Annotated in this window: 23 protein-coding genes; 4 read left to right on the top strand and 19 right to left on the bottom strand. The window is 49.8% G+C overall.

The genetic code is table 11. The annotated features are described in order from the left end of the window. Positions 1-143: 143 nt before the first annotated feature. The 9 genes from hemL to F3H20_RS11770 form a co-directional block, all read right to left on the bottom strand. On the bottom strand, positions 144-1457 hold the full coding sequence (hemL, locus tag F3H20_RS11810; protein ID WP_149735124.1) for a glutamate-1-semialdehyde 2,1-aminomutase: 1314 nt from the start codon (positions 1455-1457) through the stop codon (positions 144-146). 106 nt (positions 1458-1563) lie between these two features. Beyond that, positions 1564-2544 (bottom strand): porphobilinogen synthase, encoded by a 981-nt coding sequence (hemB, locus tag F3H20_RS11805; RefSeq protein ID WP_149735123.1) that lies wholly within the window; start codon positions 2542-2544, stop codon positions 1564-1566. A gap of 94 nt (positions 2545-2638) precedes the next feature. Further along, on the bottom strand, positions 2639-4156 hold the full coding sequence (gene cobA / locus F3H20_RS11800; protein ID WP_149735122.1) for a uroporphyrinogen-III C-methyltransferase: 1518 nt from the start codon (positions 4154-4156) through the stop codon (positions 2639-2641). 12 nt (positions 4157-4168) lie between these two features. Further along, positions 4169-5086, bottom strand: a complete 918-nt coding sequence (hemC, locus tag F3H20_RS11795; RefSeq protein WP_149735121.1) for a hydroxymethylbilane synthase — start codon at positions 5084-5086, stop codon at positions 4169-4171. Further along, positions 5049-6365 (bottom strand): glutamyl-tRNA reductase, encoded by a 1317-nt coding sequence (gene hemA, locus F3H20_RS11790; protein WP_149735120.1) that lies wholly within the window; start codon positions 6363-6365, stop codon positions 5049-5051. The genes hemC and hemA overlap by 38 nt, the downstream gene beginning before the upstream one ends. Next, on the bottom strand, positions 6334-6975 hold the full coding sequence (locus F3H20_RS11785; protein WP_149735119.1) for a precorrin-2 dehydrogenase/sirohydrochlorin ferrochelatase family protein: 642 nt from the start codon (positions 6973-6975) through the stop codon (positions 6334-6336). Before F3H20_RS11785 ends, hemA begins: the two co-directional genes overlap by 32 nt. A gap of 152 nt (positions 6976-7127) precedes the next feature. Next, the gene (mrdA, locus tag F3H20_RS11780; protein WP_149735118.1) at positions 7128-8927 is read right to left on the bottom strand and encodes a penicillin-binding protein 2; all 1800 of its coding nucleotides are present in this window, start codon (positions 8925-8927) and stop codon (positions 7128-7130) included. A gap of 104 nt (positions 8928-9031) precedes the next feature. Then, positions 9032-10444 carry an LCP family protein gene (locus F3H20_RS11775; RefSeq protein ID WP_149735117.1) on the bottom strand — a complete coding sequence of 471 codons (1413 nt, stop codon included), beginning with the start codon at positions 10442-10444 and terminating at the stop codon, positions 9032-9034. Between the two features lie 355 nt (positions 10445-10799). Continuing rightward, on the bottom strand, positions 10800-12014 hold the full coding sequence (locus F3H20_RS11770) for an MFS transporter (RefSeq protein WP_149735116.1): 1215 nt from the start codon (positions 12012-12014) through the stop codon (positions 10800-10802). Positions 12015-12190: 176 nt separating this feature from the next. Between F3H20_RS11770 and F3H20_RS11765 the strand changes: the two genes are divergently transcribed. Beyond that, a complete protein-coding gene (locus F3H20_RS11765) occupies positions 12191-13072 on the top strand; it encodes a LysR family transcriptional regulator (RefSeq protein WP_149735115.1) in 882 nt (293 codons plus the stop codon). 94 nt (positions 13073-13166) lie between these two features. On the opposite strand, the gene F3H20_RS11760 is transcribed toward F3H20_RS11765, so the two are convergent. From F3H20_RS11760 to F3H20_RS11710, 10 genes are all read right to left on the bottom strand, one after another. Then, positions 13167-13532, bottom strand: a complete 366-nt coding sequence (locus tag F3H20_RS11760; RefSeq protein ID WP_149735114.1) for a hypothetical protein — start codon at positions 13530-13532, stop codon at positions 13167-13169. A gap of 2 nt (positions 13533-13534) precedes the next feature. Continuing rightward, positions 13535-14206 carry a ribonuclease H1 domain-containing protein gene (locus F3H20_RS11755; protein ID WP_149735113.1) on the bottom strand — a complete coding sequence of 224 codons (672 nt, stop codon included), beginning with the start codon at positions 14204-14206 and terminating at the stop codon, positions 13535-13537. Between the two features lie 17 nt (positions 14207-14223). Then, on the bottom strand, positions 14224-16791 hold the full coding sequence (locus F3H20_RS11750) for an ABC transporter substrate binding protein (protein WP_149735112.1): 2568 nt from the start codon (positions 16789-16791) through the stop codon (positions 14224-14226). 232 nt (positions 16792-17023) lie between these two features. Then, positions 17024-17860 carry an MBL fold metallo-hydrolase gene (locus F3H20_RS11745; protein WP_149735111.1) on the bottom strand — a complete coding sequence of 279 codons (837 nt, stop codon included), beginning with the start codon at positions 17858-17860 and terminating at the stop codon, positions 17024-17026. 518 nt (positions 17861-18378) lie between these two features. Continuing rightward, a complete protein-coding gene (locus tag F3H20_RS11740) occupies positions 18379-19506 on the bottom strand; it encodes a DUF362 domain-containing protein (RefSeq protein ID WP_149735110.1) in 1128 nt (375 codons plus the stop codon). Positions 19507-19568: 62 nt separating this feature from the next. After that, positions 19569-20081: a HEAT repeat domain-containing protein gene (locus tag F3H20_RS11735; protein WP_149735109.1), complete on the bottom strand. Its 513-nt coding sequence runs from the start codon at positions 20079-20081 to the stop codon at positions 19569-19571. 97 nt (positions 20082-20178) lie between these two features. Continuing rightward, positions 20179-20454 carry a hypothetical protein gene (locus F3H20_RS11730; protein ID WP_394349569.1) on the bottom strand — a complete coding sequence of 92 codons (276 nt, stop codon included), beginning with the start codon at positions 20452-20454 and terminating at the stop codon, positions 20179-20181. Positions 20455-21126: 672 nt separating this feature from the next. After that, on the bottom strand, positions 21127-22032 hold the full coding sequence (locus F3H20_RS11720; RefSeq protein WP_149735107.1) for a PhzF family phenazine biosynthesis protein: 906 nt from the start codon (positions 22030-22032) through the stop codon (positions 21127-21129). A gap of 644 nt (positions 22033-22676) precedes the next feature. Further along, on the bottom strand, positions 22677-23249 hold the full coding sequence (locus tag F3H20_RS11715; protein WP_149735106.1) for a cysteine hydrolase family protein: 573 nt from the start codon (positions 23247-23249) through the stop codon (positions 22677-22679). A 267-nt stretch (positions 23250-23516) separates the two neighbouring features. Continuing rightward, positions 23517-23885 carry a glutaredoxin family protein gene (locus F3H20_RS11710; protein WP_223191742.1) on the bottom strand — a complete coding sequence of 123 codons (369 nt, stop codon included), beginning with the start codon at positions 23883-23885 and terminating at the stop codon, positions 23517-23519. Between the two features lie 407 nt (positions 23886-24292). On the opposite strand from F3H20_RS11710, the gene F3H20_RS11705 reads away from it, so the two are divergent. The 3 genes from F3H20_RS11705 to F3H20_RS11695 form a co-directional block, all read left to right on the top strand. Continuing rightward, the gene (locus tag F3H20_RS11705) at positions 24293-24568 is read left to right on the top strand and encodes a CD3324 family protein (protein ID WP_149735105.1); all 276 of its coding nucleotides are present in this window, start codon (positions 24293-24295) and stop codon (positions 24566-24568) included. Between the two features lie 131 nt (positions 24569-24699). Next, positions 24700-25425, top strand: coding sequence for an SAM-dependent methyltransferase (locus F3H20_RS11700; RefSeq protein WP_149735104.1), 726 nt, complete (start codon positions 24700-24702; stop codon positions 25423-25425). A gap of 158 nt (positions 25426-25583) precedes the next feature. Next, positions 25584-26208: IS256 family transposase (locus tag F3H20_RS11695; RefSeq protein ID WP_188128306.1), on the top strand; the 625-nt coding region annotated here is incomplete at its 3' end.

The following is a 26208-nucleotide window of genomic DNA, read 5'->3' as shown; positions in this document are numbered from 1 at the left end:
TCACCACAGTCTTAGGACCCTTCGGCCAGTTTGCAGACAACCCTGGCGGGCAGTGAATGGTTTTCTTTATTCTCCGTCTTTTTTATAATTCCTGTTGCGGCAAAAAAGCAAAAAAGACAGCCGGCTCCGTCCGGCTGTCTTTTTTATTTGGTTCGGTTGCGTTCGGCCACTTTGGCAAACGCCTTGGCACTGGCGGCAATGGTGGCGGCAATGTCTGCTTCGCTATGGGCGGCCGACATGAACCCTGCCTCAAACTGGGAAGGAGCCAGGTAGATGCCATTTTCCAGCATGGTATGAAAATAGACAGCAAAAGCTTCCGTATCAGCCGTAGTGGCACTGTCATAATCGTATACCGGTTGATCGGTAAAGAATAGGCCGAACATGGAGCCAAGCTGATGAAACTGCAGGGAAAGGCCGTATCTTTCCGCCTGATTGCGCAATCCGACTGCCAAGGCGGCTGTTTTTCCGGTCAGCTTGCGGTACATGTCCGGGTCGGCGGTCAACGTCCGCAGCGTGGCAATCCCCGCCGACATGGCCAGCGGATTGCCGCTCAGTGTCCCCGCCTGGTATACCGGACCGGCCGGCGCAATATGCTCCATAATATCCCGGCGGCCGCCATAGGCGCCCACTGGCAAGCCACCGCCGATTACTTTGCCCAGGCAGGTCAGGTCGGGCTTAATGCCGAACAAGGCCTGCGCACCGCCGTAAGCGACACGGAAACCGCACATGACTTCGTCAAAGATCAACAAGGCGCCATAGGAGCTGGTAATATCCCGGACCTTCTGCAGGTAGCCTTCACAGGGCGGCACCAGTCCCATATTACCGGCCACCGGTTCAATAATCACGGCAGCGATATCTTCTCCGTATTGGGCAAACACCTGAGCCAGCGTATCGGCATCATTATAGGGAACACTGATGGTGCCGCCGGCCACGCTGGCCGGCACGCCAGGACTGTCAGGCACGCCCAGTGTGGCGGCACCGGAGCCGGCTTTGACCAACAGGCTGTCATGGTGTCCATGGTAGCAGCCGACAAACTTCACGATCCGGCTCCGCTTGGTATAAGCCCGGGCCAGTCGTAAAACACTCATGGTCGCCTCAGTGCCCGAATTTACCATCCGAACCAGCTCCATCGACGGAAAGGCAAGGCGAATCAACTGAGCCAGTTCTGTCTCCAGCAAGGTCGGCGCCCCATAGCTGGTCCCCTGCAATACAGCCTTCTGCAGCGCCGCGGTCACAGCCGGATGGGCATGGCCCAGAATCATCGGTCCCCAGGAACCGACATAATCGATATATTCATTGCCGTCTATATCATAGAGACGGCTGCCGGCCGCCCGGGCGATGAACGGCGGCGTACCGCCCACCCCGCGAAAAGACCGCACCGGACTGTTGACACCGCCCGGAATATATTCTTTTGCTTCAGCAAAAGCTGCCGCTGATTTCACAAACTGATATCCCATTCTTCTTTCCTCCCTCGCAGCACTCTGTGTCACTATAACCATTAGGTAAGGTTGCAAGGATCTTTTGTCCTGCATGTTGATCCATGAATTGACGCGGTACAGATTACTAAGCTTCTTCGCGCAGCCACCGGGCCGCATCCAGCGCATGGTAGGTAATAATGATATCGGCGCCGCTCCGTTTCATACTTAGCAGCGTTTCCAGCACAATCCGCCGTTCATCGACCCAGCCGTTGGCAGCAGCCGCCTTGACCATCGCGTATTCGCCGCTCACATTATATACAGCCACAGGCAGGTCAAAATTATCCTTCACCTGCCGGACAATATCCAAATAGACGAGAGCCGGTTTAACCATCAGAATATCGGCGCCTTCCTCCACATCCAGCGCCGCCTCGCGCAGCGCTTCACGGGCATTGGCGGGATCCATCTGATAACTTTTGCGGTCACCGGTCTGCGGCGCCGAATCGGCGGCATCGCGGAAGGGGCCGTAAAAAGCCGAGGCATATTTGACGGCATAGGACATGATAGAGACATCGGTGTACCCTTGCTGATCGAGTGCCTCACGGATGGCCAGTACCCGGCCGTCCATCATATCCGACGGGGCCACCATATCGGCTCCGGCCCGCGCATGACTCAGCGCGGTTTTCGCCAGCAGTTCCAGGGTGCTGTCGTTATCCACCGTCTGTCCTGCCAGATGGCCGCAATGACCGTGACTGGTATATTGGCACAAACAGACGTCGGTAATCACCGTAAGCTCCGGCAAGGCTGCTTTAATCCGGCGCACTGCCTCCTGCACGGGACTGGCGTCATCCCAGGCGCTGGACCCCTGCTCGTCCTTATAGGCAGGCAATCCGAACACCAGCACGGCCGGAATTCCCAGCTCATAGGCCTCCCGGGCCACAACCACCGCTTTATCCGAGGAATAATGGTATACTCCCGGCATGGAACCAATTTCTTCTTCCAGATTATCCCCCGGCACCACAAACAGGGGATAGACAAAATCGCCTGCTTGCAGCTCGGTTTCTCTGACCAATTTTCTGATCCCCACCGAAACTCTTAGACGCCGGGGACGAATAAACGGTGTAGTCATCGTGCTCCTCCTTCACTGACTGTCATATGATGACAGTCACATAAGTCGAAAAATCGGCAAAAGCCGTCACTCCGAGCCATGTGACTGTTGTTTATTATTGACCGTATTGTTCCAGCATGACGGCTACCAGGCCGTCAATGCTGTATTCCTTGGCAACCACATCCGGTTTGATGCCCTGCTCGGCGCAGGTGGTTGCCGTAATCGGGCCGATGCAGGCCACTTTGGTCTTTTGCAGCAGCGAGGCACCCTCGGGTCCCAGCAATTGCAGCAGATTGGTCACCGTCGATGAACTGGTAAAAGTCACCAGATCAATCTCGCCCGCTGCCAGCCGGCTGGCCAGGGCAGTCCCTTCCACATCACCGCTCACCGTCTGGTAAGCCGGCGCCACATTAACACTTACGCCCATTTCCCGCAGCCGTTCCGGCAGGACATCGCGAGCCACGGCGGCGCGGGGAATCAAGACCCGCATGCCGGCCTCAACCCGGCCCTGCAAGGCTTCGACCACACCTTCCGCCCGGAACTCGACAGGCACCAGATCAGCCCGGATGCCGTGTTCCCTTAGCCGGTTGGCCGTCGGGGTGCCGATGGCGGCGACCTTTAGGCCGCACAAAGCGCGGGCATCCAGGTCAAACTCGGCCAATCGCCGGAAAAAGTATTCCACACCGTTGACGCTGGTGAAAATAACCCAGTGATACTGGGACAATTCGCCGATGGCCTGGTCCAGCTTGGCATAACTGTCAGGCGGTATAAGCTTGATCGCCGGCGCTTCAAGGCACTCGGCCCCCAGGCTTTCCAGCCGGGCGCTCAGCGCGCTGGCCTGTTCCCGCGAACGGGTTACCAGCACCTTTTGCCCGAAGAGCGGCCGCTTGTCAAACCAGGCCAGCTTATCCCGCAAAGCTACGACCTCGCCTACGATAAAAATCGCCGGCGGCTTGATTTGCTGTTCGGCAACCTGCCGGGCCGCCTCGCCCACCGTAGTAACCAGCACCCGCTGCTCGGGCTTGGTCCCCCAGCGGATAACCGCTGCAGGCGTAGCAGCCGGCCGGCCGTATTCCTGCAGCTTGGTTGTTATGTAAGACAGATTTTCCACGCCCATCAAGAACACCAGCGTATCCACGCCGGTTGCCAGCTTATCCCAGCGGATGGTCGATTCGGCCTTGGTCGGGTCCTCATGGCCGGTAACGACGGCAAACGACGTGGCTACCCCCCGATGGGTAACCGGGATACCGGCATAGGCCGGCACCGAAATAGCCGAGGTAATGCCGGGCACCACCTCAAACGGGAGGCCGCTGGCCACCAGCTCCAAAGCCTCTTCTCCCCCCCGTCCGAACACAAAGGGGTCGCCGCCTTTTAAACGGACTACCGTCTTGCCGGCCAACGCCCGCTCCACCAGTACCCGGTTGATGTCCTCCTGTCTCATCGTATGAGCACTGGAAGCCTTGCCCACATAAATCAGCTCGGCTTCCGGCCGGGCATGAGCCAGCAGCCGCTCGTCGGCCAGCCGGTCGTAAACCAGCACGTCGGCCGCTTCGATGCACTCCAGAGCTTTGACACTAATTAATTTATAATCACCGGGGCCTGCGCCCACCAAATACACCATACCTTGTTTCATGCCTTACTCCTCCTATAACGCCGCCAGTATTTCACGGCCGCCGGCCGCCAGCATCCGTCTGGCCAATGTGATGCCCAGTTCGTCCGCCGCTGACGCCGGTCCGGTTACCGAATCACGAATAACGACTGTCCCGTCAGGCGATAAAATAACGGCCTGCAACCTGAGTCCGTCAGCTTCCAGCGTACCGTAAACACCCAGCGGAATCTGACAGCCGCCTTCCACTTCCTTGAGATAAGCCCGTTCCGACGTAGCGGCGGCCGCTGTGGACGGGTGGTTCAAAAACCGCACCGCCGCCAATACATCCCTGTCGGCGCTGCGCGTCTCAATAGCCAGCGCCCCCTGCCCGACGGCAGGCAGACAAATGTGCTTCGGCAGAATCTGGCTGATCCGCTGCTGCCAGCCCAGCCGAACCAGGCCGGCCACCGCCAGCACAATAGCATCCAGATCGCCGTTATCCAGTTTATTCAGGCGGGTGTCCAAATTGCCCCGCAAATCACAGATTCTCAGGTCCGGGCGATAGTTAAGCAATTGGGCCTTGCGCCGCAGGCTGGACGTTCCAACCCTGGCCCCCAGCGGCAGCTTGTCCAGTTCGCCATAGAGCGGGCTGATCAGCGCGTCGCCCGGATCGACCCGTTCGGTAATGGCCGCCAGTTCGAGCCCTTCGGGCAGCGCCGTCGGCATGTCCTTCAGGCTGTGGACGGCCAGGTCAATCTCCCCGGCCAGCATGGCATGCTCCAATTCCTTGGTAAACAGCCCCTTGCCGCCGATTTTAGCCAAAGGTACGTCCAGAATCTTATCGCCTGTTGTAACAATATGCTTTAATGTCACCTTGACTCCCGGATATTTCCCGGCAATAAGCCTGGCCACATGTTCAGCCTGCCACAGCGCCAGCTTACTTCCGCGCGTACCGATAATAAGTTCGTTCTTCACTGTGTCCGCCCTCTCCTATTGCGTCTAGTTTAAACAAGGTCCGCACTGCCTCCAGATACTGTGCCTCGTTTCCCGTCATCGCCGCTTCATTCATCCGCACCATGGGATCACGCAGCAGTTTTCGCACCAGCATCCGGGACATATTTTCCAGTACCTTGCGTTCCTCCGGGCTGCAGTCGGGCAGCTTGGCCAGCGCCCGTTTCACTTCCCGCTGCCGGATGGTTTCCGCTTTATCAGCCAATAAAGCCATAGTCGGCTGGTAGGACAGATAACGGAATTTGGCAACCAGGCCCGACAGCTCCTCGGCAATGATTTCTTCCGCCAGGCGGGCCTCCTGCTGCCGTTCATGGATATTGCATTCGACGACTGCCTCCAGATCGTCAATATTATATAAGCTTACCCCGGCGATTGCCGCCACTTCCGGCTCCACATCGCGTGGCACGGCAATGTCGATAAAAATAATCGGCCGTCCCTGGCGTTTTGGCATCAAATGAGCCACATCCAGCGTCCGGATAATATAGTGCGGCGCCCCGGTAGAGGTAATCACGATATCGGCCTTCACCGCGCTTTTCATAAAGTCTTCAAACGGAACGGCCACCCCTTTGAACTTGTCGGCCAGCAAGGTCGCCCGTTCCAATCGCCGGTTGGATACAAACACGGTATTAACGCCGTTTTCCACCAGATGGCGTGCCGTCAGCTCGCTCATTTCACCGGCACCCAGGAGCAGCACATTAACCGTCGACAGGTCGCCGATAGCATGCTTGGCCAGTTCCACGGCGGCATAACTGACCGATACGGCATTATAGGCAATCCTGGTTTGCGTGCGGACCTTTTTGCCCACCGCAATAGCCCGGTTGAACAAGGTGTTGAGCACCGTGCTGGTCATGCCTACCTCGCGGGCGATGCTATAGGCTTTTTTTACCTGACTGAGGATTTGCCCCTCGCCAATAACCAGGGAATCCAGACTGGACGACACCCGGAACAGGTGCTCCATACAGCGCTCTTCCGTATAAATATATAAATGAGGTTCCACCGACTCCTTGACCTCCGACATGCGCCGCAGCAGAGTCTGCATCACTTCCAAGCCGTCCTCCAGATCATCGACCACCGCATACATTTCGGTGCGGTTACAGGTCGATAAGATCACACATTCGGCAATTTCCTCCCGGGTGTCCATATGCCGGAGAGCCGCCTTGACCTGCTCTTCGGAAAAAGAAAAACACTCCCGGATATCCACCGATGCTGTTTTATGGTTTAATCCCACAACAACTAACTGCATGTTGTATCTTTTCCTCCGCTTCCTCAAACCTGCCTTGTTTCAGCAGCGTAAGTATTTCTTCGTCCAAAGCCTGACGCCAAAAAGCCTCCCGGTCTTTCGAGTCCGCCAGGACGGTTTTTATCTCCTCGCGCAGCGCAGTCAGCCGTTCCAGATACAGGCCGTATTCACTGCCGTAGCGTTCGGCCAGTTCTTCCCTGAGCCGTCGGGATAGCGCCGGACTTTTGCCGCCCGTCGATACGGTAAGCAGCAAATCTCCTCGCCGCACCTGAGACGGGATGGTAAAATCACTGCCTTCACCGTCATCGGCCAGATTGACCAGCGCGCCGGCTTGCCGCGCCGTCGCGGCCGCCAAACGGTTGACCTCCCGCCGGTTGGTAGTACAAAACACAAGAAAGTAACCGGTTAAAGGCTGTCCACTGTACGGGATGGCCCATTGCATAATGTGCCCCGCCGCCAGCCTGTCCTGCAGCCAGGAAGTCAGCACCGGACTGATGACCGTTACCCGGGCCTTTGCCTCCAGCAAGGCCCGCACTTTCCTCTCTGCCACACCGCCACCGCCGATCACGGCGCAGTGCCGTCCCTCCAGGTGCAAATTCACCGGATAGGCCACGAGAAATCACCTCGTCTTCATCCTGTTAAATATTCGCTATTTCAAATTATACTCCTCTTTAACTCATAAAATCCACTCTTAAATTTATAGCAAACGCCCATCGGTCCTGCCCAGGCCACAACCGGTGATCTCTTGCCACGCGCCGCTGGCAGTCAACTCCCATACAGGCTAAAATAACGTTCCAAAATAGCCCGGACTACCGGCGCGGCCGCCGCCGAGCCCTCGCCGCCCTCATCAATCAGCACGGCCACGGCAATCCGGGGCTGCTCCGCCGGCGCATAGCAGGCGAACCAGGAATGGGTAGTGCCGCGGCCGGTTTCGGCCGAACCGCTCTTACCGGCTATAGCCGGTTTAAAATCCTTAAATACCCCTGCCCCCGTGCCGGCCGCCACCACCTGCCGCAGCCCCTGCTGCAGCACAGCCCAGTGCTGCGGTGCCAAATAGACCGTCCGCAGCAGCTCCGGCGAATACGTCTGCTTCACCTGCCCGTCGGGACCGACCACCCGGTCAACCAGGCGAGGCCGGTATACCGGGCCACGATTGGCTACCGCCATAAGCAGCAACGCCTGCTGCAGCGGCGTCGCCAGATAATAGCCCTGGCCAATGGCGGCAATCAGCGTTTCGCCGGCATACCACTCTTCCCCGTAGGTGGCCTGTTTCCAGGCTATTGTCGGGACAATGCCCGCCACTTCACCGGACAAAGCGATACCGCTAAGCTCACCAAAGCCAAAAGTCCGGGCATAATCAGCCAGTCTGTCCACGCCAACCCGCCGGCCCAGTTCATAAAATACCGGATCACTGGACCAGGCCAGGGCATCGACCAGGGTCAGCTTGCCCAGGCCCTTGGTATCCCAGCCATAAAAACTCCAGCCTTGATAGACATATACTCCCTTGTCCCAAAAAACCTCGTCGGCATTGGTCTGACCTGTATCCAATGCGGCGCTCGCCGTGACAATCTTGAACACCGAGCCTGGCGGATATTCACTCTGAATAGCCCGGTTGGTCAGCGGATTATGGCTGTCCGTCACCAGCTTCTGCCACGCCTGGTTGCTAATACCGGCGGCAAAGGCATTGGGATCGAAGGCAGGTGTACTGGCCAGCGCCAACACCCCGCCGGTAGCTACATCCAGCACGACGGCACAGCCGCCCCGGGCCGGCTCGCCGCTGCCACGGCTGCGGGTTACCTGCGCCGCCAGCGCATCCTCGGCAGCCTTTTGTACATTAACATCCAGGGTGGTTATGAGATTGCTGCCGGGCCTGGCCGTCTTTTCACCCAGCCTGGCCACCTCCTCACCCTGCACATTCACTTCGATTTGCACTGCACCATCCACACCGCGCAGATCTGGTTCCCACCGTTCCTCCAGACCGCTTTGACCTACCACATCGTTCGGGCTATAGCCCTTGGCTTTGAGCCGCTCATACTCGTCATCACTAATGCTGCCCAGATAGCCCAGCACATGGGCAGCCAGTGACTGATACACGTACTGACGCACCGGCATAGCCTCAATGACCACGCCGGGCAGATATTGTTTGCGTTCCTGTATTTTGGCCAGCATGGCCGCATCGGCATCCCGCTTTAGACGAACCGGGTCATAGGCCTTATTCTGCCCCTTTGCCAGCCTGGCATTAATCTCATCCTCGGTCAGACCGGTGATAGAGGACAGCAACGGCGTTGCCTCGGCGGCATTGTCATACTCGGCGGGAACGATCGAAACGGCAAAGCTGGGGCGGTTGGCAACCAGAATATTTCCGTTGCGGTCATAGATCGTCCCCCGCGGCGCCGTCTGCGTAATATTGCGAATCCGGTTGCTTTCAGCCGTCTTTTTATACTGGGGCCCCTGGATCAGCTGCATCCAGGCCAGCCGCCCGATCAACAATACGGCTACGCCAATAATGATGACGATCAGTATCCGCAGCTTCTCCCGCTTTTCCAATTCCTGTTTATCCCACATAGCTGAATGCTCCTTCTTTGCCAGCTACTTTAAAAAGGAAGCTGATAGATATAGTATGACAAAAAAGGGCAAAAAAAATAGCCCTGCCGGGCTATCAAACAGGGCTATTTCCCTGCGAAATCCTTCCCAATGATGACCGTCGCTTGGGTGTCCTTGCTGTCATCTCTGGAAACCTGTAAAGAATAGTCAAAAGGCAAGCCGCTTAACCGGTTAATCACGGCGCTGTTCGCCGTGTTGGCAACCACCGTGGTGGTCTTATACGTATTGGTAATCGACGACACGCTGGTTACCTGTATGCCCTGGTTCCGGAGCAGAGCAGCCATTTTATCGCCCGCCCCGGCCACTCCGCTGGCATTGAGCACTTCCACCGACAACCGGGCCGGCGGCGGCAGCGTGGCTTTATCGGTTTGCTTGGTTCCGCCGGGTTTATCTTTATCCTTATCCGCCTTGGCGGTTGCTTTGTCCTTGTCACTTTCCTTATCATCCGTCTTGTCCACCGTCTTAACCGGCGGAGGATCAAGGACCTTCATCTCTTTCGGAATGGATCTTTCGTACTCGGAAGCTTCCTGTTTCGCGTTAGCCTGGTATTTAAGGTCTGTTTTCAGATCCATAATATTGGCCATATGCTGACGCAGGGCAACCAAATCGGGTATCCAGTAGCTGATATCGTCAATATAGGCCGGTCTGCCCGGTACCATGTCGGCATGCAGGCCCTGCTTGGACGCATCATTCAATATTTTGGCCAGATTAAGCATTTCACTGGCCGACATGTCGGTCTTAACGGCCGAGCTGAGCTCCTTAATCAACGACGGCAATTTAGGAATGACGGCCGGACTGGCCACCTCATCCATTAAGGCTTTAACAAACTTCTGCTGCCGGGCCACCCGACCGATGTCGCCCTCTTCATCACGGTAACGGACATATTGAATGGCTGTTTTGCCATCCATATGCTGCAAGCCCGGTTTCAGGTTGATCAAGAATCCGTCGCCATCATAGGGATCTTCATAGTACATCCGTTTTTCCACATTAATGTCGATACCGCCAACAGCATCAATAATTTTCTTAAACCCGGAAAAATTAATCAGGGCATAATAGTCGATCGGCATATCCAGAAGTCCCTCGACGGCCTTGATCGACAGTTCATGACCGCCTTCCGCATAGGCATGATTAATCTTATCCCAGCCATGGCCGGGGATTTTCACGCGGGTATCCCGCGGTACGGACAGCATGGACACCGACTTGGTATCCTTGTCCACGGTGATGACGAACATCGTATCGGAACGACCCACATCATCGCTACGCTCATCTACCCCAAGAACCAATATATTTACTTTTCCCGTCCCAGTCAGGGTGCTGCCTGCCCGTTTTGTTGCTTTTTCAAAATCGCCGCCGCTGACAAACCAGTAATAGGTGGCCATCGCTACCACGGCCATGCTGAATACGGCAGCCAGAAACAGCCAGACGGAATGCTTCTTCTTGCCACGCTGCTGGGAAAGGCGTTCCTCCAAACGTGCCATGACGCAACCCTCCTTTGCTCCCTAGTATCTCTATCGTATTACTATACAAAACTACTGTCACACCATAACTGCACTGAGCATTGGTTATGTTTATGCAATAAATAAGCCCCCAATGCAAGGGGGCTTTCTCTTTAACAGTATACAAAAAGTTACATAAACGGTCAAGCTTTTTTATTCTATTGTAAAATATTACTCAATATCTCAATGCGGGCTGCCAACCTTCTCCAAAACACCCTGGAAACACCTTTTTTACTCCATGCTTGTTCACTTTTCGAAATAAGGCCCTATGACTGCAAATCTCATCCCGTCCGGCCCAAAAATTACTCGTCATGGTACGGTTAGGTGAAACTATAAGCTAACTATGCTGCACCTCGTACACCTTGTAGCGTTCCTCCCGCGATAGCAGTGTTACGGCGATAGCCAGCGCCAGAACCAGCGCGGTGCCGATCAGCAGGACAACACCGCTCCAGCCGTTCCACACCAGAAAAGTCCCGCCCAGCGCGCCCAGCACGCTGGAGCCGATATAGTAGAGCAGCAAATAGAGGGACGATGACTGGGCCTTGCCAACCTTAGGGTTCTTGCCGACTGAACTGCTGGCTACCGAGTGGCTGCCAAAAAAGCCGAAGGTGAACACGGCAACCCCGATGATTTTAACATATAGACTGGGCGCCAGGGTCAAAACAACACCGGCCAGCATGCAGCTCAGCGACAGGCAAAGCACCTTATTGCTGCCCCGTTCATCGGCCAGCTTGCCCATAAAGGTCGAGCTAAAAGTACCGACCAGATACACAAAAAAGATGCAGCCGACCACCGTCTGGCTTAAATTATACGGCGCTGCCATGAGCGGATAGGCAATATAATTGTACAAGGTCACGAAGCTGCCCATAATCAAAAAGCCAATGCAATACAGGCAGCGAAGCTCGGTATCCTGCAGCGCCTGACCCAGGCCCTTCAGCACTGCCTGCGGCGCCAGCCGCTTAGGGCGAAAATTCTTCGATTCCGGCAGGCGAAGCCAGAACCACAGACTCATCAGCACACAAACAGCGCCCAATGCGCCTACCGCGAAACGCCAGGAAAAGAAATCAGTCAGCGTGCTGATTAAGAGGCGCCCTATTAAACCGCCCACCGAATTGCCGCTGACATAGATTCCGATCACCAGGCCGGTAATCGCCGGGCTGAATTCCTCATTGATATAGGCCATGGAAATAGCGGGAAACCCGGCCAGCAAAACGCCCTGCAGGGCTCGCAGCACCAACAGCAGGGTAAAATTCTGAACAAAGGCGGTAGCTATCGCCAGCACGGCCGAACCGACCAACGCCAAAGTCATCACATATTTTCGCCCCTTGACATCGGACAGCCAGGACATGAATATCATCGAAACAGCCAGTCCGCCGGTAGCGAAAGATACGGACAATCCTGCCGTAGCCGGCGGTATCTGAAATTCGCCGGAAAACACCGGAATGAGCGGCTGCAGGCAATAAAGCAGGGCAAAGGTTACAAAGCTGCCCAGAAACATGGCGGCAATCGTCTTCCAGTAACGCTGGTCCGACTGCTCGATATAGTTTGACATTGTTAAACCATCCCTTCTCTGGGAGCTCAGCTACACTAAAAACTATCAACTGTTTTTACCACAGATGATCCACCAGAAAAACAAATTCTTTTTATATAGTACTGCTAATTAAATTATAATTCCAATGCATTCTTATTATATAATTAATGCATAATGATTATATAGGAGTGGTTTGTATGGAATGGTACCAATTGGAGAACTTCCGGGCCGTGGCCAGAACGCAGCATATGACCGATTCCGCCCGTGATCTGTCCGTATCGCAGCCGGCGCTGAGCCGTTCAATTGCCAAGCTCGAACAGGAGCTGGGCTGTCCCCTGTTCGAACGCAACGGCAAGCACATCGTCTTAAACCGCTACGGTAAAATATTTTTGCGGCATGTGGACAGAGCCTTGCAGGAAATCGCTACAGGCCAAAAAGTGCTGGACGATATGCTGCATCCCGACCGCGGCACGGTATCGCTGGCTTTTTTGCATTCCCTGGGGACCAATGTGGTGCCTAGCCTGCTCGGCGAGTTTCACGAGCAATATCCGGACATTCAGTTCAAGCTGTACCAAAATTACACGGCCCTGCTCATTGATCAGCTGGAGGCCGGTGAAATCGACCTGTGCCTGTGTTCACCGGTCATTCCCGATGACCGGATCGGTTGTCAGACCCTGTTTCAGGAGGAACTGTTGCTCGCCGTCCCCATCGATCATCCCCTGGCCTGCCGCCGCGAAGTCAATCTGGCGGAAATAGCCGGCGAACCGATGATCACCTTCAAAAAGGATTACGGACTCCGGATCATCATGGACCAGCTCTTCTCCGCTGCCGGCCTGACGCCGGTCATCACCTTTGAAGGACAGGAAATACTGACCGTTGCCGGGCTGGTCGAAGCCAAGTTTGGTTTGGCGCTCATTCCCTACACCAACGGTGTGGAAAAAGCAAAAATTACCTTCCTGCATATTGCCGACACCGACTGCCATCGGTCCATTGAAATGGCCTGGATAAAAAACCGCTACATGTCACCGGCTGCTCAAAAGTTTAAGGACTTTGTCAGCAAAGCCTTTACCGGCCACTGAGTGTCCGGTCCTTACCCGCTCGTCCCCGGAGAATCCGCTCCGGGGGGGATAAAAATCCCCCCGCGGCCTGCCGGCTACGAAGGGGATCAAACACTCAGCGCTTCTTGGGAAACACGGTTCTGAGTACTTCCATAAGAATATTAAGATAAAAAGCATAAGACTCTATATTGTGATGCCAGTCCTTTACCTTGCTGGTCACCTGGCCCTGCCAGGATTCCATCGTACTGCTGGTCTGCTCCACAGTCGTCCTCACGCTGGCCGCCAACTCCTGTACCGAGGTTAAGGTGTCCGGCAAAACAGACAACGTCCGGCCCACCGGCTCCCGGTTGGCCTCCACTACATCCTGCACCTGTCCCAGCACGCGCAGCAACCGGCGCAACACGGCGATGAGATAGCCGCAGGCAATCACCGCCAGCATGAACAGCACGGTTTGTCCCAACTCAATGAATGATATGTACACAGCTATCCCTCCTGCCCCGAATTGTCCGACCAGCCAGCCGGGTTGTAGTTTTTAAGCGCCTCTCCCGCCAGACGGTCAGCCAGTTCATTACCGGCCACGCCGGTATGGCCGGCCACTTTATGAAACCGCACCCAGGACAAATGACGGCCAATAAAGGCGGCATAGCCTTGGGTCAGCGCATTGTTGGTTTTCCAGGACCCTGTGGCCCACTCCGAAATACCGCTGTAGTCGTGATGAATGGTAATTGCCGCCACGTCCTGTTTCTGCGCCCAGGTGACGGCCTCCATCGTCGCCTCCAGCTCGCCAGCCACATTGCGGAAGGCAACGGCGCTTTCATCGCGGCCCACGCCGCTGGCCGTATGAATCAGCTCATCGTCCCGGTAGGCGGCAAAGCCCCAGCTATACTGCCGCTTCCGGTGATCGTAGCTGCCGTCCACATATATATCATAATGACAGCCGGTCCGGACTTCCGCCCGGCTGTCGGCCGTAGCCGCGATGACTGGCGCCGCAATAGCTCCCTCACCACTCAGATAGGCGTCTGCCTCCTGCTTTGTCGGAAAACTTTTAAACAGCGCCCCCTTATAGCCAATCACCTGCTTTTGGCACTCCGCCCAGGTCTCATAAATCCCCGGCGCCCGGCCCGCCTTTACTGCGTAATACTTTTTTGCCGCCATAGTAAGCTGGATTCCCCCTACTTAATAATTCCCTTTTGTTTCATCTTGTCCTGATACATACAGAAATCGGCTTCCTTAATCAGCTCATTCGAGGACACGGCCGAACCGGGATTGTACTGGGCAAAGCCATGACTGAGGCTCACCTGAAAGTAAGACTCCGTTTTATTATACTCCAACGCCTGTGTGGCAATGCTCTGCCAGATCAGCGCGGCCAGAGGAATGGTACAGGACGGAAAGATAATCAGAAATTCGTCGCCCCCCAGGCGGGCCAGGATGTCGGCCGGCCGCAAAGCTTCCTTGATCAGTAGGCAGACTGTTTCGATCAGCCTGTCGCCCTGATGATGTCCCCATTGATCATTCACTCTTTTTAAATCATTAATATCGATAAAGCAAATCGTGCAAGGCTTGCCGGCCTCATCGGCCCTTACCAGCTGCTCTTCCAGGAATAGCAGGCCCGTACGGCGGTTGATCACGCCGGTCATGGTATCGGTCGTGGCATGCACTTTCAGCTCCTGCTCCACTTTTTTCCGCCCTATTATATTAACATAAAGGAAACAAATAGCAATCACCAGGAGAAAAATAAACAGGCCTACACCCCATACCAGCGTACGATATTGTCCGTAAAAAGATGCAGGCTGGTTCAACACCATGCTGCCTGGCGGCAATTTTTGAAGATCCACGCCGAACCTGACTAATTGACGGTAATCAAACATATAATTGTTGGGGCTTTGCCGCACGACCGGTATTTGTCCGGGCGCTTCGCCTCGCAGCATACGCAGTGCCAGCGTAGCGGCCAATTCCCCCTGCGAATAGCCGTCGGTTAAAAAGCCGCCTACCAGGCCATGATTCAGATAAAAGTCCCACAGACCGTAAATGGGGACCTTCGCCTTTTCCGCAATAAGATCCATGCTCTCTTCATAGGAAAATACATGATTGGCCTTATCCTGATTAAAAGTAAGCAGCAGAATCAGGCTGTCGTCACCCAGCCGGGATACATAGTCCCGCACCTCGGCCATCGTCATATCGTCCAGCAAGTCAAAGTGGATTCCGCGCTCCTGATAAGGCGGCATACTGTCCCGCAGCATGCGAAGGTTGGTTTGTCCCACCCCCGAATGATCATTGATCACCACAATATTGCGGACACGGGGATGCAGCCGCAGCGCCACATCCAGCGTGCCGGGAATATTCACATTTTCCACTACGCCGCTCACCCAATTGTGATTTGCGGCAAAGACCTGCTCGTTAAAATCATTGACCCCGCAAAACGCCATGGGAGTGCCCGGGAAAATCTCCTGATGATGGGTCAGGACAAAGTGGTAGGCATTATCATCGACCGTAATAATGGCGTCGAACTTCTTATTCCCGTATTTATACTTATACAGATCATACAATTGCTGAAGGTATTCCGGACTGGGATTGCGCTTGGTATCCATGTAGTCGAAATAGCATTCCACATCCGGCTCAGCTCCCAGCACGGCCCGGACGCCGGTATCCACACTATGTACCCAGGGCATATCCGAATGGTAGGACTGCAGGACCAGCACCTGCTTCTTAGCCGTATACGACTCATTGATAATCGTGCTGCCCTCCGGCAATTGGGCACGGTCAATCCCGTACCGTTTCATTTGCCGTTCGTCAAACATTGCACGATTCACATTGTCCTTTACGGGTGGGATATGGGCCGGCTGCTCCCCGGCCAGAACCCGCAGCGCCAGTTGGGCGGCCATAGCCCCCTGGGAATAACCGCTGGTCAGCACGCCGCCAACAATTCCATGGCCCAGATAAAAATCCCAAACGCCATAGATCGGTACCCGGCTGCCGGCGGCAATCAACGAGATACTTTCGTCATAATTAAAATGATCGCCGGCTGTGTCCTGAAAAAAGACCAGAAACAAAACCAGACTGTCAGCAGAAAGCTGCCGCACCTTGTCCTGGATTTCCGCCATAGGCAAGTCCTCCAGGGAAATAAAATTCACGTCCGGAAACTCCTTGGTCACCTCCAGCAAAGTACGCCGGACACCCTGCCCGGTTATGGTCTTGTCATTAATGACATATATATTTTTGGTAGCCGGATGGAGGCGCAGCGCCGCCTGGATCGTTCCACGGATATCGTACATTTCTACCACACCGGTGAACAACGGTTGATCCTTAAGCATCCCGTCCTCAAAATAATTAACGCCGCAAAAAACAACCGGCGTATCCGGAAACAGCTGCTGGTGAAACTGCTCCAGAAAATGAAAAGCCGCATCATCCGAGCAAATCACCAGATCAAATTTCCGGTCCTTAAACTTATAACGATATACTTCATACAGCTTGTTAAAGTATTCCTGATCAGCGGCTACCCGTTTGGTATCCATATCTTCCACCGTCAAATGAAGCTGCTGCCCCTCAGGCCCCAGTACGGAGAAGATTCCCTCCATAATATCATCCGTCCAGCGATAACCTTTATGATAGGAATTTAAAATAAGAATATTTCGGCTTTCCTGACGCCCCTTCGCCCAGGACAGACTGCCGGCAAACAGCATACTGCCTATGATAAAAATAATCAAACACGCAATACTCTTTCTCGCTTTAGCCGACTTCATAAAGTGAGAGCCACCTTTGCTGTGCTTTATATTGTACTAAATAAATACCTCAAACTTCGCCAAAATCCTGCCAAAAATTACAATTGCATAAGGTACTTGCCGGTTTATTCCTTACTTTTCAAACAGCCATAAAACCACTTTCTCCACCTTTCCAGCAAGTGAGGCTTCACCAAGTTCTCCCTATGTCGACACACGGAACAAACCATAAAAAGATAAAAGCTCATTTTAATTCTCACGTATATTCAAGCACCAACCCAACACCTACATCTTTAAGCTTTGCCACCCGCGATAACCATATTTTAGAATACAGATCCGTACAATGACACGCATGGATAGTGGCAATCTTATTTCCTTCAATGTATGTATTTGTATGAACCAGTTGGTTTTTACTTGGATTCAAAAGATGAAATCCGCCAATAATATCCCATATTCTATCCTCATGGCAGACCTTTTTCGCATATTCGATAATATTGCAAATCCCGGCATGAGAACAGCCTGTAATTATCACTAACCCTGCCCCGGACTTATACACTAACGCCGAATCATCCAGGACAAAGTCCTTTTGACATATATCATCCTTTATTGTTTCACCGATTGGATAGGTTGCTTCAAAGGAATTGTTTCTTTCAATTTCACCTAGAAATATTAGCTTGTCTGACAATGCAACCGGATTCTTACTAAGTTGCAGGGGAAAAATACTCTTTAATTGACTTGTTGAACATGTTGCCCCTATACTCAATCCATTTTCTCTTTTTTCTAAAAATGCCTCAGGATGTGCAATGATGGGTGGTATTCTCAAATTACGCTCTTTCAATGAGATTTTCGAATATAGTCGGACTAATTCATTCAATCCCCCGGTATGGTCATTATGGCCATGTGAAAGAACAATTGCATCCAGGTTTAAAAGATCTATTCCCATTTTGTTCGCGTTCTTTAAAAATAGGTCTGAATATCCTGTGTCAAATAAATATTGCTTCCCTTCACATTCTATAAAATAGGATACCGCCGGTTCACCTTGAAAATATTTATCAATTATAGTATTGTTATCGACTAAAACAGTTAGTTTCATATATATCCTCCCTATTTCTTTAACTTTATTCTCATAGGAAAAGGAGAATCCTTCCAGGTTTGGTTTAAAATTTCTGCACAAACAATAGAATGCCTGCCCTCATATGCATGTTTCTGCAGAAGTTACCGCTACCCCAAAAATAGAAATGCCCTGCCAGATTAACAGGGATAAGCTTATAGATACTCCTCATAAACAAAAACGCCAACCGCCAGTCAAAAAATAAAGACTGTCGGTCGGTTCGTGATTTTAAAAACTGATTATAGGGAGCTAATGTCTCCGGGCCTCGCTTTCCCGGAAATTAAGGCTTCTAGCAGCAGCCAACCTCCTCTCTTTTCATAATCCGTATTAATCAGTCAGCTAAGCTTAAACAATTGCTTATTGAAAAATGGTGAAACTACCGGAAAAGTTACTGCGAAAGACCGTTTTTATCGCCTCGCCATTCTTTGCTTTCACTGAAAAAATAGGCCCTGCTTAAACGAAAAAGGAGTGACAGTCCCCTAGCGGCACTATCGCTCCTTTTATCTTTCCCGCAGCCATTTGACAAGACGCAATAAACGGCCATCGCTCAGGCTTACCGCATCAGCCGGACATAATTCCTGACAGCAATAGCAGCGAATACATTCGCGGTAATCGATGACGGCTTTCCCCTGGATAATCCGAATGGCTTTAGGCGGACAATGCTCGGCACAGCGCCCGCAGCCAATACAGGCCCGATCAATAAGCGGCTTGGCCGTAAACTGATTTTGACTAAAGTCAACAAGCCAGCCCGGCAGCTTTCGTTCCAGACTGTCAAAGTTGCGTGGTTCCTTAAAGTGAAGGTGTTCGTCCTTGCCACTGCCAACCCGGTCAATCGCCGCTAAAGCCGGTGATAAGCCGGCCGCTAAGGCGGCCTGGGCAACCGGCATCTGCTCAGCGTCAAACCCCATGATGTCGGCCATAACCAAATCGACGGAAAACCCGCAACTGCCAGCCAGCAGCACCCCGCTCCGGACAACCTGTCCATTACGCGGACCGGCGCCCTCCATGCCGGTAATGCCATCAACAATAGACAGTACCGGCTTGATGGCCCTGTACAAATCAACCAGCATCCGGGCAAAATCAGTTCTGTGTTTCATGCGCAAATGGAATTGCGCCTTATCGGTGCCTACAAAAAGACCAAACAAATTTTTAACGGCTCCAGTGACTCCCATAAAAGAATGGGTCTTCATTTTGGCCAGTGAAATGACCTTATCTACCTCTGTAACGACATTAGCCACATTCAGCTTTTTGAGCAAAATCCCCTCGGGCAAAGCCAATTCGGCAATTTCATTAAAGGAAACCAGCAATACACCCTCCTCCTGACAAACCTGCCAAATCCCGCACTTCTCAGCCACTTTCCGAAGATTACCCACTCCCGGCGAATCCCCAACCACCGGTATCGCTCCTGCACTCTTTACCATCCGAACAACCGCCCTGACAACCTCCGGATGGGTAGTTACCCCGGACGCTTTATCCACCGCTTCTAACATGTTCGGCTTTACCAACACTCGTTCGCCAGCATTTATATACCTTTCTATACCGCCTAAATGGGCAAGCAAATCTTGCATGACTTGCTCAACTACTTGTGTATCGTAAGAGTTGGCTTTTACAATCACAACTTTAGTCATAAAGACATAGCTCCTTTATCTATACTCTGATTTTTCAGCTTATAATTTAGATAAGAATATTATTAATAATGTCGATGTAAAAGTGCGTCCCAATATGTACGTTTATATAATGATGTTGAATTTGCAAGTATTTCATTTGCACGATTTGCGACAAAACTCGTATCATTTAGATATGTAGGAGCAATCTTTTGCGCGTATGTCAAGTTAATACCGGCTATCGCCTCAAGAGCATCCGCTCTAAAAACTTCTTTTTCACTTTTATCCTGAAGAATATGTTCGAGAATAGTAATTGAATTATTATTACCTAAATGACCAAGAGCAGATATAGCATAGCGCCTTCTAGGAATTTCTTTTTTCAGTATTTCACGTTCTAGAAGGGGAACCATTTTAGGTCCGGCAAGAATTAAAGAGTCTATTAATTGATCTTCAGCAAGATCTTGCTCCGCATAAAACCGGGTTATAATATGTTCTGGTGCAGCAAATAATTTTAAATTAATAGCATCAAAAATACTTGGGCATCCAAGCAACAAATAAAATGCCAAAAGCAGGAATACAAAAAAAACTATCTTTTTCAAAAATCCCCCTCCTAAAGTTAAAATCTGAATATATTATACTATTACTCTTTCAGGAGGTATATAATCACTATAAATGAGTCTATTTCACTGAGAGATACTAAGCGTTGACATATTCCTGGTCGCTTGGAAAGAGCATATCATTTCTGACTTCAACTACCTTAACATTAATTAACCCGTCATGTTGCATAAGCACAGGAAATAGTTCTTGATCGTGTGTCCCAATATCTATACACCCAGCAGTTCCTGGGAAAAAGCCACCATGTAAGAATATTTCATCGCGATTCAACATGTTTGTGTCTTCCTCTGGTTTTAAAGGCACTCTATACATTCCCCAGTCTTCTCTTAACATTACATTTCTTTCAATGGCTTTCACAAGTCCACCCGATATTTCCCGTGGGTCTAAAGTATACGTACCTAAAGGAATCTGGCCTGCATCTTTAATAGACCTATCCGTTATTCCAATTCTACCTGATGTAGCCGGACATGAAAATATTTCATTTTTACTTCTCATCATAAAAAATTTAACAGTAGTTCATTATTTCAAGCTCATTTGTTTCTAAATAAACCATAATTTTTAATTAGAGCGGACACGGAGACGGTGCGCGCTGTCTTGCTATATCTTTTCAATAAATCCTTTCCTCAAGACACATCCACCGTCCCTGCGTCTTTTGGCGTACTATCGCAGAGGCTTTACGTCAAGAGGCCGGTGACAAACTACGGGTAACAAACGTTTCGCCTGGTTTTATTCGCACGAACTTTCCGGAATCCATGACAACTTCGGAATTGAAGGCCTCTACCATTGAAAAAATGGGTAAGATCGCAATCCCGCCAGATGCGATTGCTCGCGCCATTATGTTCGCTATAGAACAACCCGCCGATGTTGACGTGGGTGATATAGTTATACGTCCTACTGCACAGGATTAACCCCGCATCTGGCCAGGCAACGCACAACCTATACCCTCAAAAAACCAGTGGTAAGGCGGGAACCCTTTCGGTTCATCCATCTTCTTAAAACATTGTTGTTTCTCATCGAGGTAATATAAGTTTATATTGTTATCATACCATGTGATACGAGTACGCTATATCCCCCTACTCGAATTTTACTAACTACACCATTGTTTTTTTCAGCTTGGACAAAGAGCTTACTTGGCCGCCCTATTTCTAACCCTTGTTCAATTTCCAAACCAATATCTCCCTCAGCAAAAGTGGGTAATTGTCCAAGATAACCAGCAAATGCTGCGGCTGCAGAACCAGTGGCCGGATCTTCACCAAAACCTATGTCGGCTGCAAACATACGGGCATGGAACTGACAATCAGCATCTATTGTTTCATCGGTAAATAGATAAATTTGTTGTTCCCATTCATTCTTCAGACACTCTTTCCATATGAACGGGTTTACTTTTACTCGTTGTATTTCTTTCAGGGACTTAACAGGGACAAATAGAAACGGTAGTCCGCAACTCACTGCTTTAATGGGGTAATCTTTGACGACAATATCTGCTTCAGAAAGTGAAAAGATGGCAGCAATATCACCTAAGCTAGCTGCACATGATTTAAACTCCGGCTCTTTGGCGGTTGTAAACTCAGCGTATAGTTTTTCACCTTCTCTTTTTATCTTAACAGGTATATCGCCAACTTCTTCTTCAAAGACAATTTTCGTATCTTGTCCATCTAACGCAATATTACTGCTGGCCGCCAACACACAAGCAGTCCCGATGGTAGGGTGTCCAGCAAAAGGAATTTCTGATTCTGGGGTAAAGATCTTCAACCGCTTAGTATTACTACAATTTCTAGGAGGAAAGACAAATACCGTTTCTGAAAAATTAAACTCTCGAGCAATAGCTTGCATTTCTATAGAGCTAAGACCTTCCGCATTGGGAAATACAGCCAGTTGATTACCGCAAAACCGTCTATCGGTAAAAACATCTGCCGTATAATAAACCAATTCCACATTACCCCTTCTTCCCTCACTATATTAGTATTTCAATCACCTAAATGTAACTACTCTGCCTAAATGGGCAAGCAAATCTTGCATGGCTTGATATACCTCATAGGCAATATAATTAACGACAGTCGAAATGACGACGTGTATTTTGATTTTACTGGTAAAAATCCTTCCATATTTATACAAAAAATCGCAGGAGCTTTATTTAAATCAAGTATTTTTTAAAATTAACCAGACATTTTTGTCTTTATTGACATTCAATTATATTGAATCCCCAGATATATATTATAATCTTACCTACGATCCGCTTCAACAGCCTATTCCACTCCTGCACGCTCTCCAAATGCCACTAATTTTCTTTAAATACTTGCTTTAGCTTGTCCATCGAAGGTAGGCAGCTCTATTAAACCAACCCTCATCCACTGCCGTGCTCGACCGTAATCAACAGGTTCATCAACTCCTCAAAAATCCAATGTATTGCCAAGCGAAAAAAGAGCATACTCTCGCGGAAGCAACATAGATACGCAAGAGCTGTCATTAAACCAGAAAATAAAAAAATCGGAGCGCATATGCTCCGATTTTTTTATGCTTATTGCAAGTTGTTACTCTTTCACGCCAATTTCTTTTTATACACACATCTGCAACGATGGTCATATCATGTTGATTAATTCACTTGTAGAAATAATTGCACAATATTCATTATTCATATTGGCCAGTGATATTGCATGTATTTCGTCGGCGCTATAAATACGCCCCCTATAATCAGGCTTAGCAAACGTAAACGTGGCATCTTCTACTAGATATGTATTAAATCCTAGGTTTCCGGCGACTCTTACAGTACTTTCCACTGAATTGTTAGTTATAACTCCAAAAACCACCAGATTCGAAATATTTTCTTCGTTAAGTATTGACTCTAAGTTTGTTCTAATAAATGCACAATTAACATGCTTAATAATTATGTCTTCACCACTTACTGGTGTGACACATTCTTTAAACTCACATTCTGCAAAGCCAGGACGATACGTTGAATCAATCTCCTTTGATTCATGCTTTACATGAATTACCTTCCGGCCTGCTTGTCGCCATTTATTCAGTATCAATGCCATATTATCTTCAGCATTAAGATTATTTCTTTTACCATACTTAGACCATTGGGGATCATCTATGGCATTCTGTACATCCACTATAAGTAAGGCCGTTTCTTTAGGCAATGTATTATTCACAAATCATCCTCCAATAATGGTTTACTTGATTTTATATTTTCCCATTCATCTTCGTTATTTTCTGTTTTTACCCTTCTTCAGTATCGTACAAGAGGACATAGGACAGTGGTGCTGTCTTGCTATATTTTTTTCAATAAAGCCTTTCCGTAAGACACATCCACCGTCCCCGCGTCTTTCGATATTCTATTCATTCATAATTCTTATGAACCTTTTTCAATAGTTTATCATCCCGAATGCCATGATAGTGAAGATCCATAAAGTTAAATATCAGTTTTTTATAGCTTCTTCAAATACTTTACGTACAATATCTTTAGTAGTGCCACCTTCAAAGATTTTACGCTTTTCTACATAATAAGTAGGAACATAATAATAATTGTATTGCTTTGCAATCGCAGGATTCTTCTCTTCATCAATGATTTCCACTTTAATATCTTTATATTTCGGATTCTCTTGCTTTACTTCATCAATCCAAGCAATTGCTCTTTTACAATGTGGGCACCAATCTGTTATAAGTACAGTAACACTTTTCATCAGTCTCCACCCTTCTTCTAAATTATTACCTTCTTCTAACTGTAAAACAACTCTTGCCAAAGCCTTGTAGAAAATCACAGGGACGGTTTGCAGTGTTTCAAACATTCGGACACTGTCCTTTGACTGCACTAGCTTAGTATCGCTTCACCTAGAGAAATCTCTTTATAATTTTCTTACACGTATCTTTAGCATTGCCCTCTAATGCTATACACACTAACCCTTGCATCCCTTCCATATTCTCTAGTTATTGCTAATTTGCTTGCAAAAAGCAAAATTTCTTCCATATTCATACAAGTATAGCAGAAATCCAGAGTACCGGCACACTTTTCTTTACAGAGTTTTTGTGGTAAACTGCTGATCAAACATAAAATTTATATTAAAGGAGATACGGATTTATGTTTAAATATAGTCATTTGGAGTCGGTGTTATGCGGAGCAAAAGCTGTCGCATAACAAACCCACTGTGAGATAGCTTTTGCTCAATCCTAAAACTACAATTTTAGGAGGAGAATTATGGGCTACAAGAACGCTGGCAGTGTATTTCCCGCCGATTTGTTAGAAGTAATACAACAGTATATTGATGGTGAATATATTTACATTCCACGAAAAGCAGAGAATAAAAGGCGGTGGGGGGAAGTAAAAAACAGCTGCCAATATATTCAAGAACGCAACGAGATCATCTTTTCCCAATATCGGAACGGTATTTCTGTTCGCGATATTGCAAACTGTAATTACTTATCACCCAAAACAATCTACAAAATATTGGCTGATAGGAAAAATCAAGGCTAAAGTAAAAGCGACACGGTAATTTGCCGTTTCGCTTTTTTATTTCTGAGTTATCTTGCAGGGTGCATTGTAATAATATAACTACTATACTTTATTTATAGCAGCAAGTTAAAAATATTACCGGAGGAAGAAGTATGTACACATTTACAGATCAATTTATTTCCAGTCAAAATAACATGGAGTTTTTGAAAGCTGCCATGATGGGGCCTAATGCCATGCGAGTAGCAGAAGAATTAGCATCATATCTAAACGTCAATGAGAATATGCGTATACTTGACCTCGGTTGTGGGTGTGGTCTATCTACACTCTTGCTGACACAAAAATACGGCGCAAAAGTTTTCGCCGCCGACTTGTGGATTTCACCGACTGAAAACTATGAGCGTTTCAAATCTACCGGGATTGATAATAAAGCCGTTCCAATTTCAGTAGACGCGACCAAAGGATTGCCTTTCGCAAACAGATATTTTGACCTGTTATTTACCGTGGACGCTTACCATTATTTCGGTGATACTGCAGAAATGCTCCCTTCGCTCATTCCATATGTAAAAAAGGGAGGCTATATTGCAGTAGCGATTCCCGGCTTAAAATACGAATTCGGGAAAAATGTTCCCGCTGCTATGCAACCATTTTGGAATAGCGAGATGGAAAGAACCCTGCACTCTGTTGCTTGGTGGGAAGATTTGTGGAAAAGAGCCGAGGGCATTGAAATGGTAGACAGCCGCGAAATGGCCTCTTGCAGGCAGGCATGGAAAGAATGGCAGACCGGTTATCATCCCATTGTCGCTGAGGACATCAAAATGATGGAGGCTGAGGGAGGAAATTATTTTAATCTTGTTCAATTGATTGCGAAAGTCATCTGAGCCAAAGATGTAACTTCCCAATCAAATAAATTCACCTTTCAAACCATTTAGCCACTGTAAAAACAACATCTTTAGTCATTGCAATCGGTAGTGCAGAAAAAATTGTGTAAACCTCCATTGTCAGGTAAGATAAAAATGACAACAATGGAGGTTTTGTTATGGCAGGGAAAGAAAAAAGCAAGCTGCGGCAAATGATCGAGGAATATGGGATCAAGGATATGAATGATGTTCACGAATTTGTGAAAATGCTGACCGCCGAAACGATACAGGCGGCACTTGACGCAGAGCTTGACAGCGAGCTTGGCTATTCAAAATACGACTACAAAAACAAGCAAACGGACAACAGCCGAAACGGGTATTCCCAAAAGACCGTGCAGAGCAGCACCGGAGAAATGGAGATCAAGGTTCCGCGCGACCGTCAGGGCGAATATTCGCCGCAGCTTGTCAAAAAGCATCAGACCGACGTTTCCTCTATAGAGGACAAAGTCATCTTTTTGTACTCTCAGGGCATCTCTACCCGCGACATCCAAAGAACCATGCGGGAGATGTATGGCATCGACGTGGATGACAGTCGTGTTTCCAAGATAACCGACAAAATTCTGCCACTTATCAAGGAATGGCAGGAACGGCCGCTACAGAGCATCTACGCCATGATGATTCTGGATGCTGTGCATTATAGCGTCCGGGACAACGGGATCGTCACCAAAAAAGCAGCTTACGTCGCCATCGGCACCGATCTGGACGGCAAAAAGGATGTGCTCGGCATCTGGCTTGGCGCAAGCG

The sequence above is a fragment of the Propionispora hippei DSM 15287 genome, assembly GCF_900141835.1.
Lineage (GTDB): Bacteria > Bacillota > Negativicutes > Propionisporales > Propionisporaceae > Propionispora > Propionispora hippei.
Note: the sequence above shows the minus strand (reverse complement) of the source record. Positions and strands in the feature narration are given on the sequence as shown.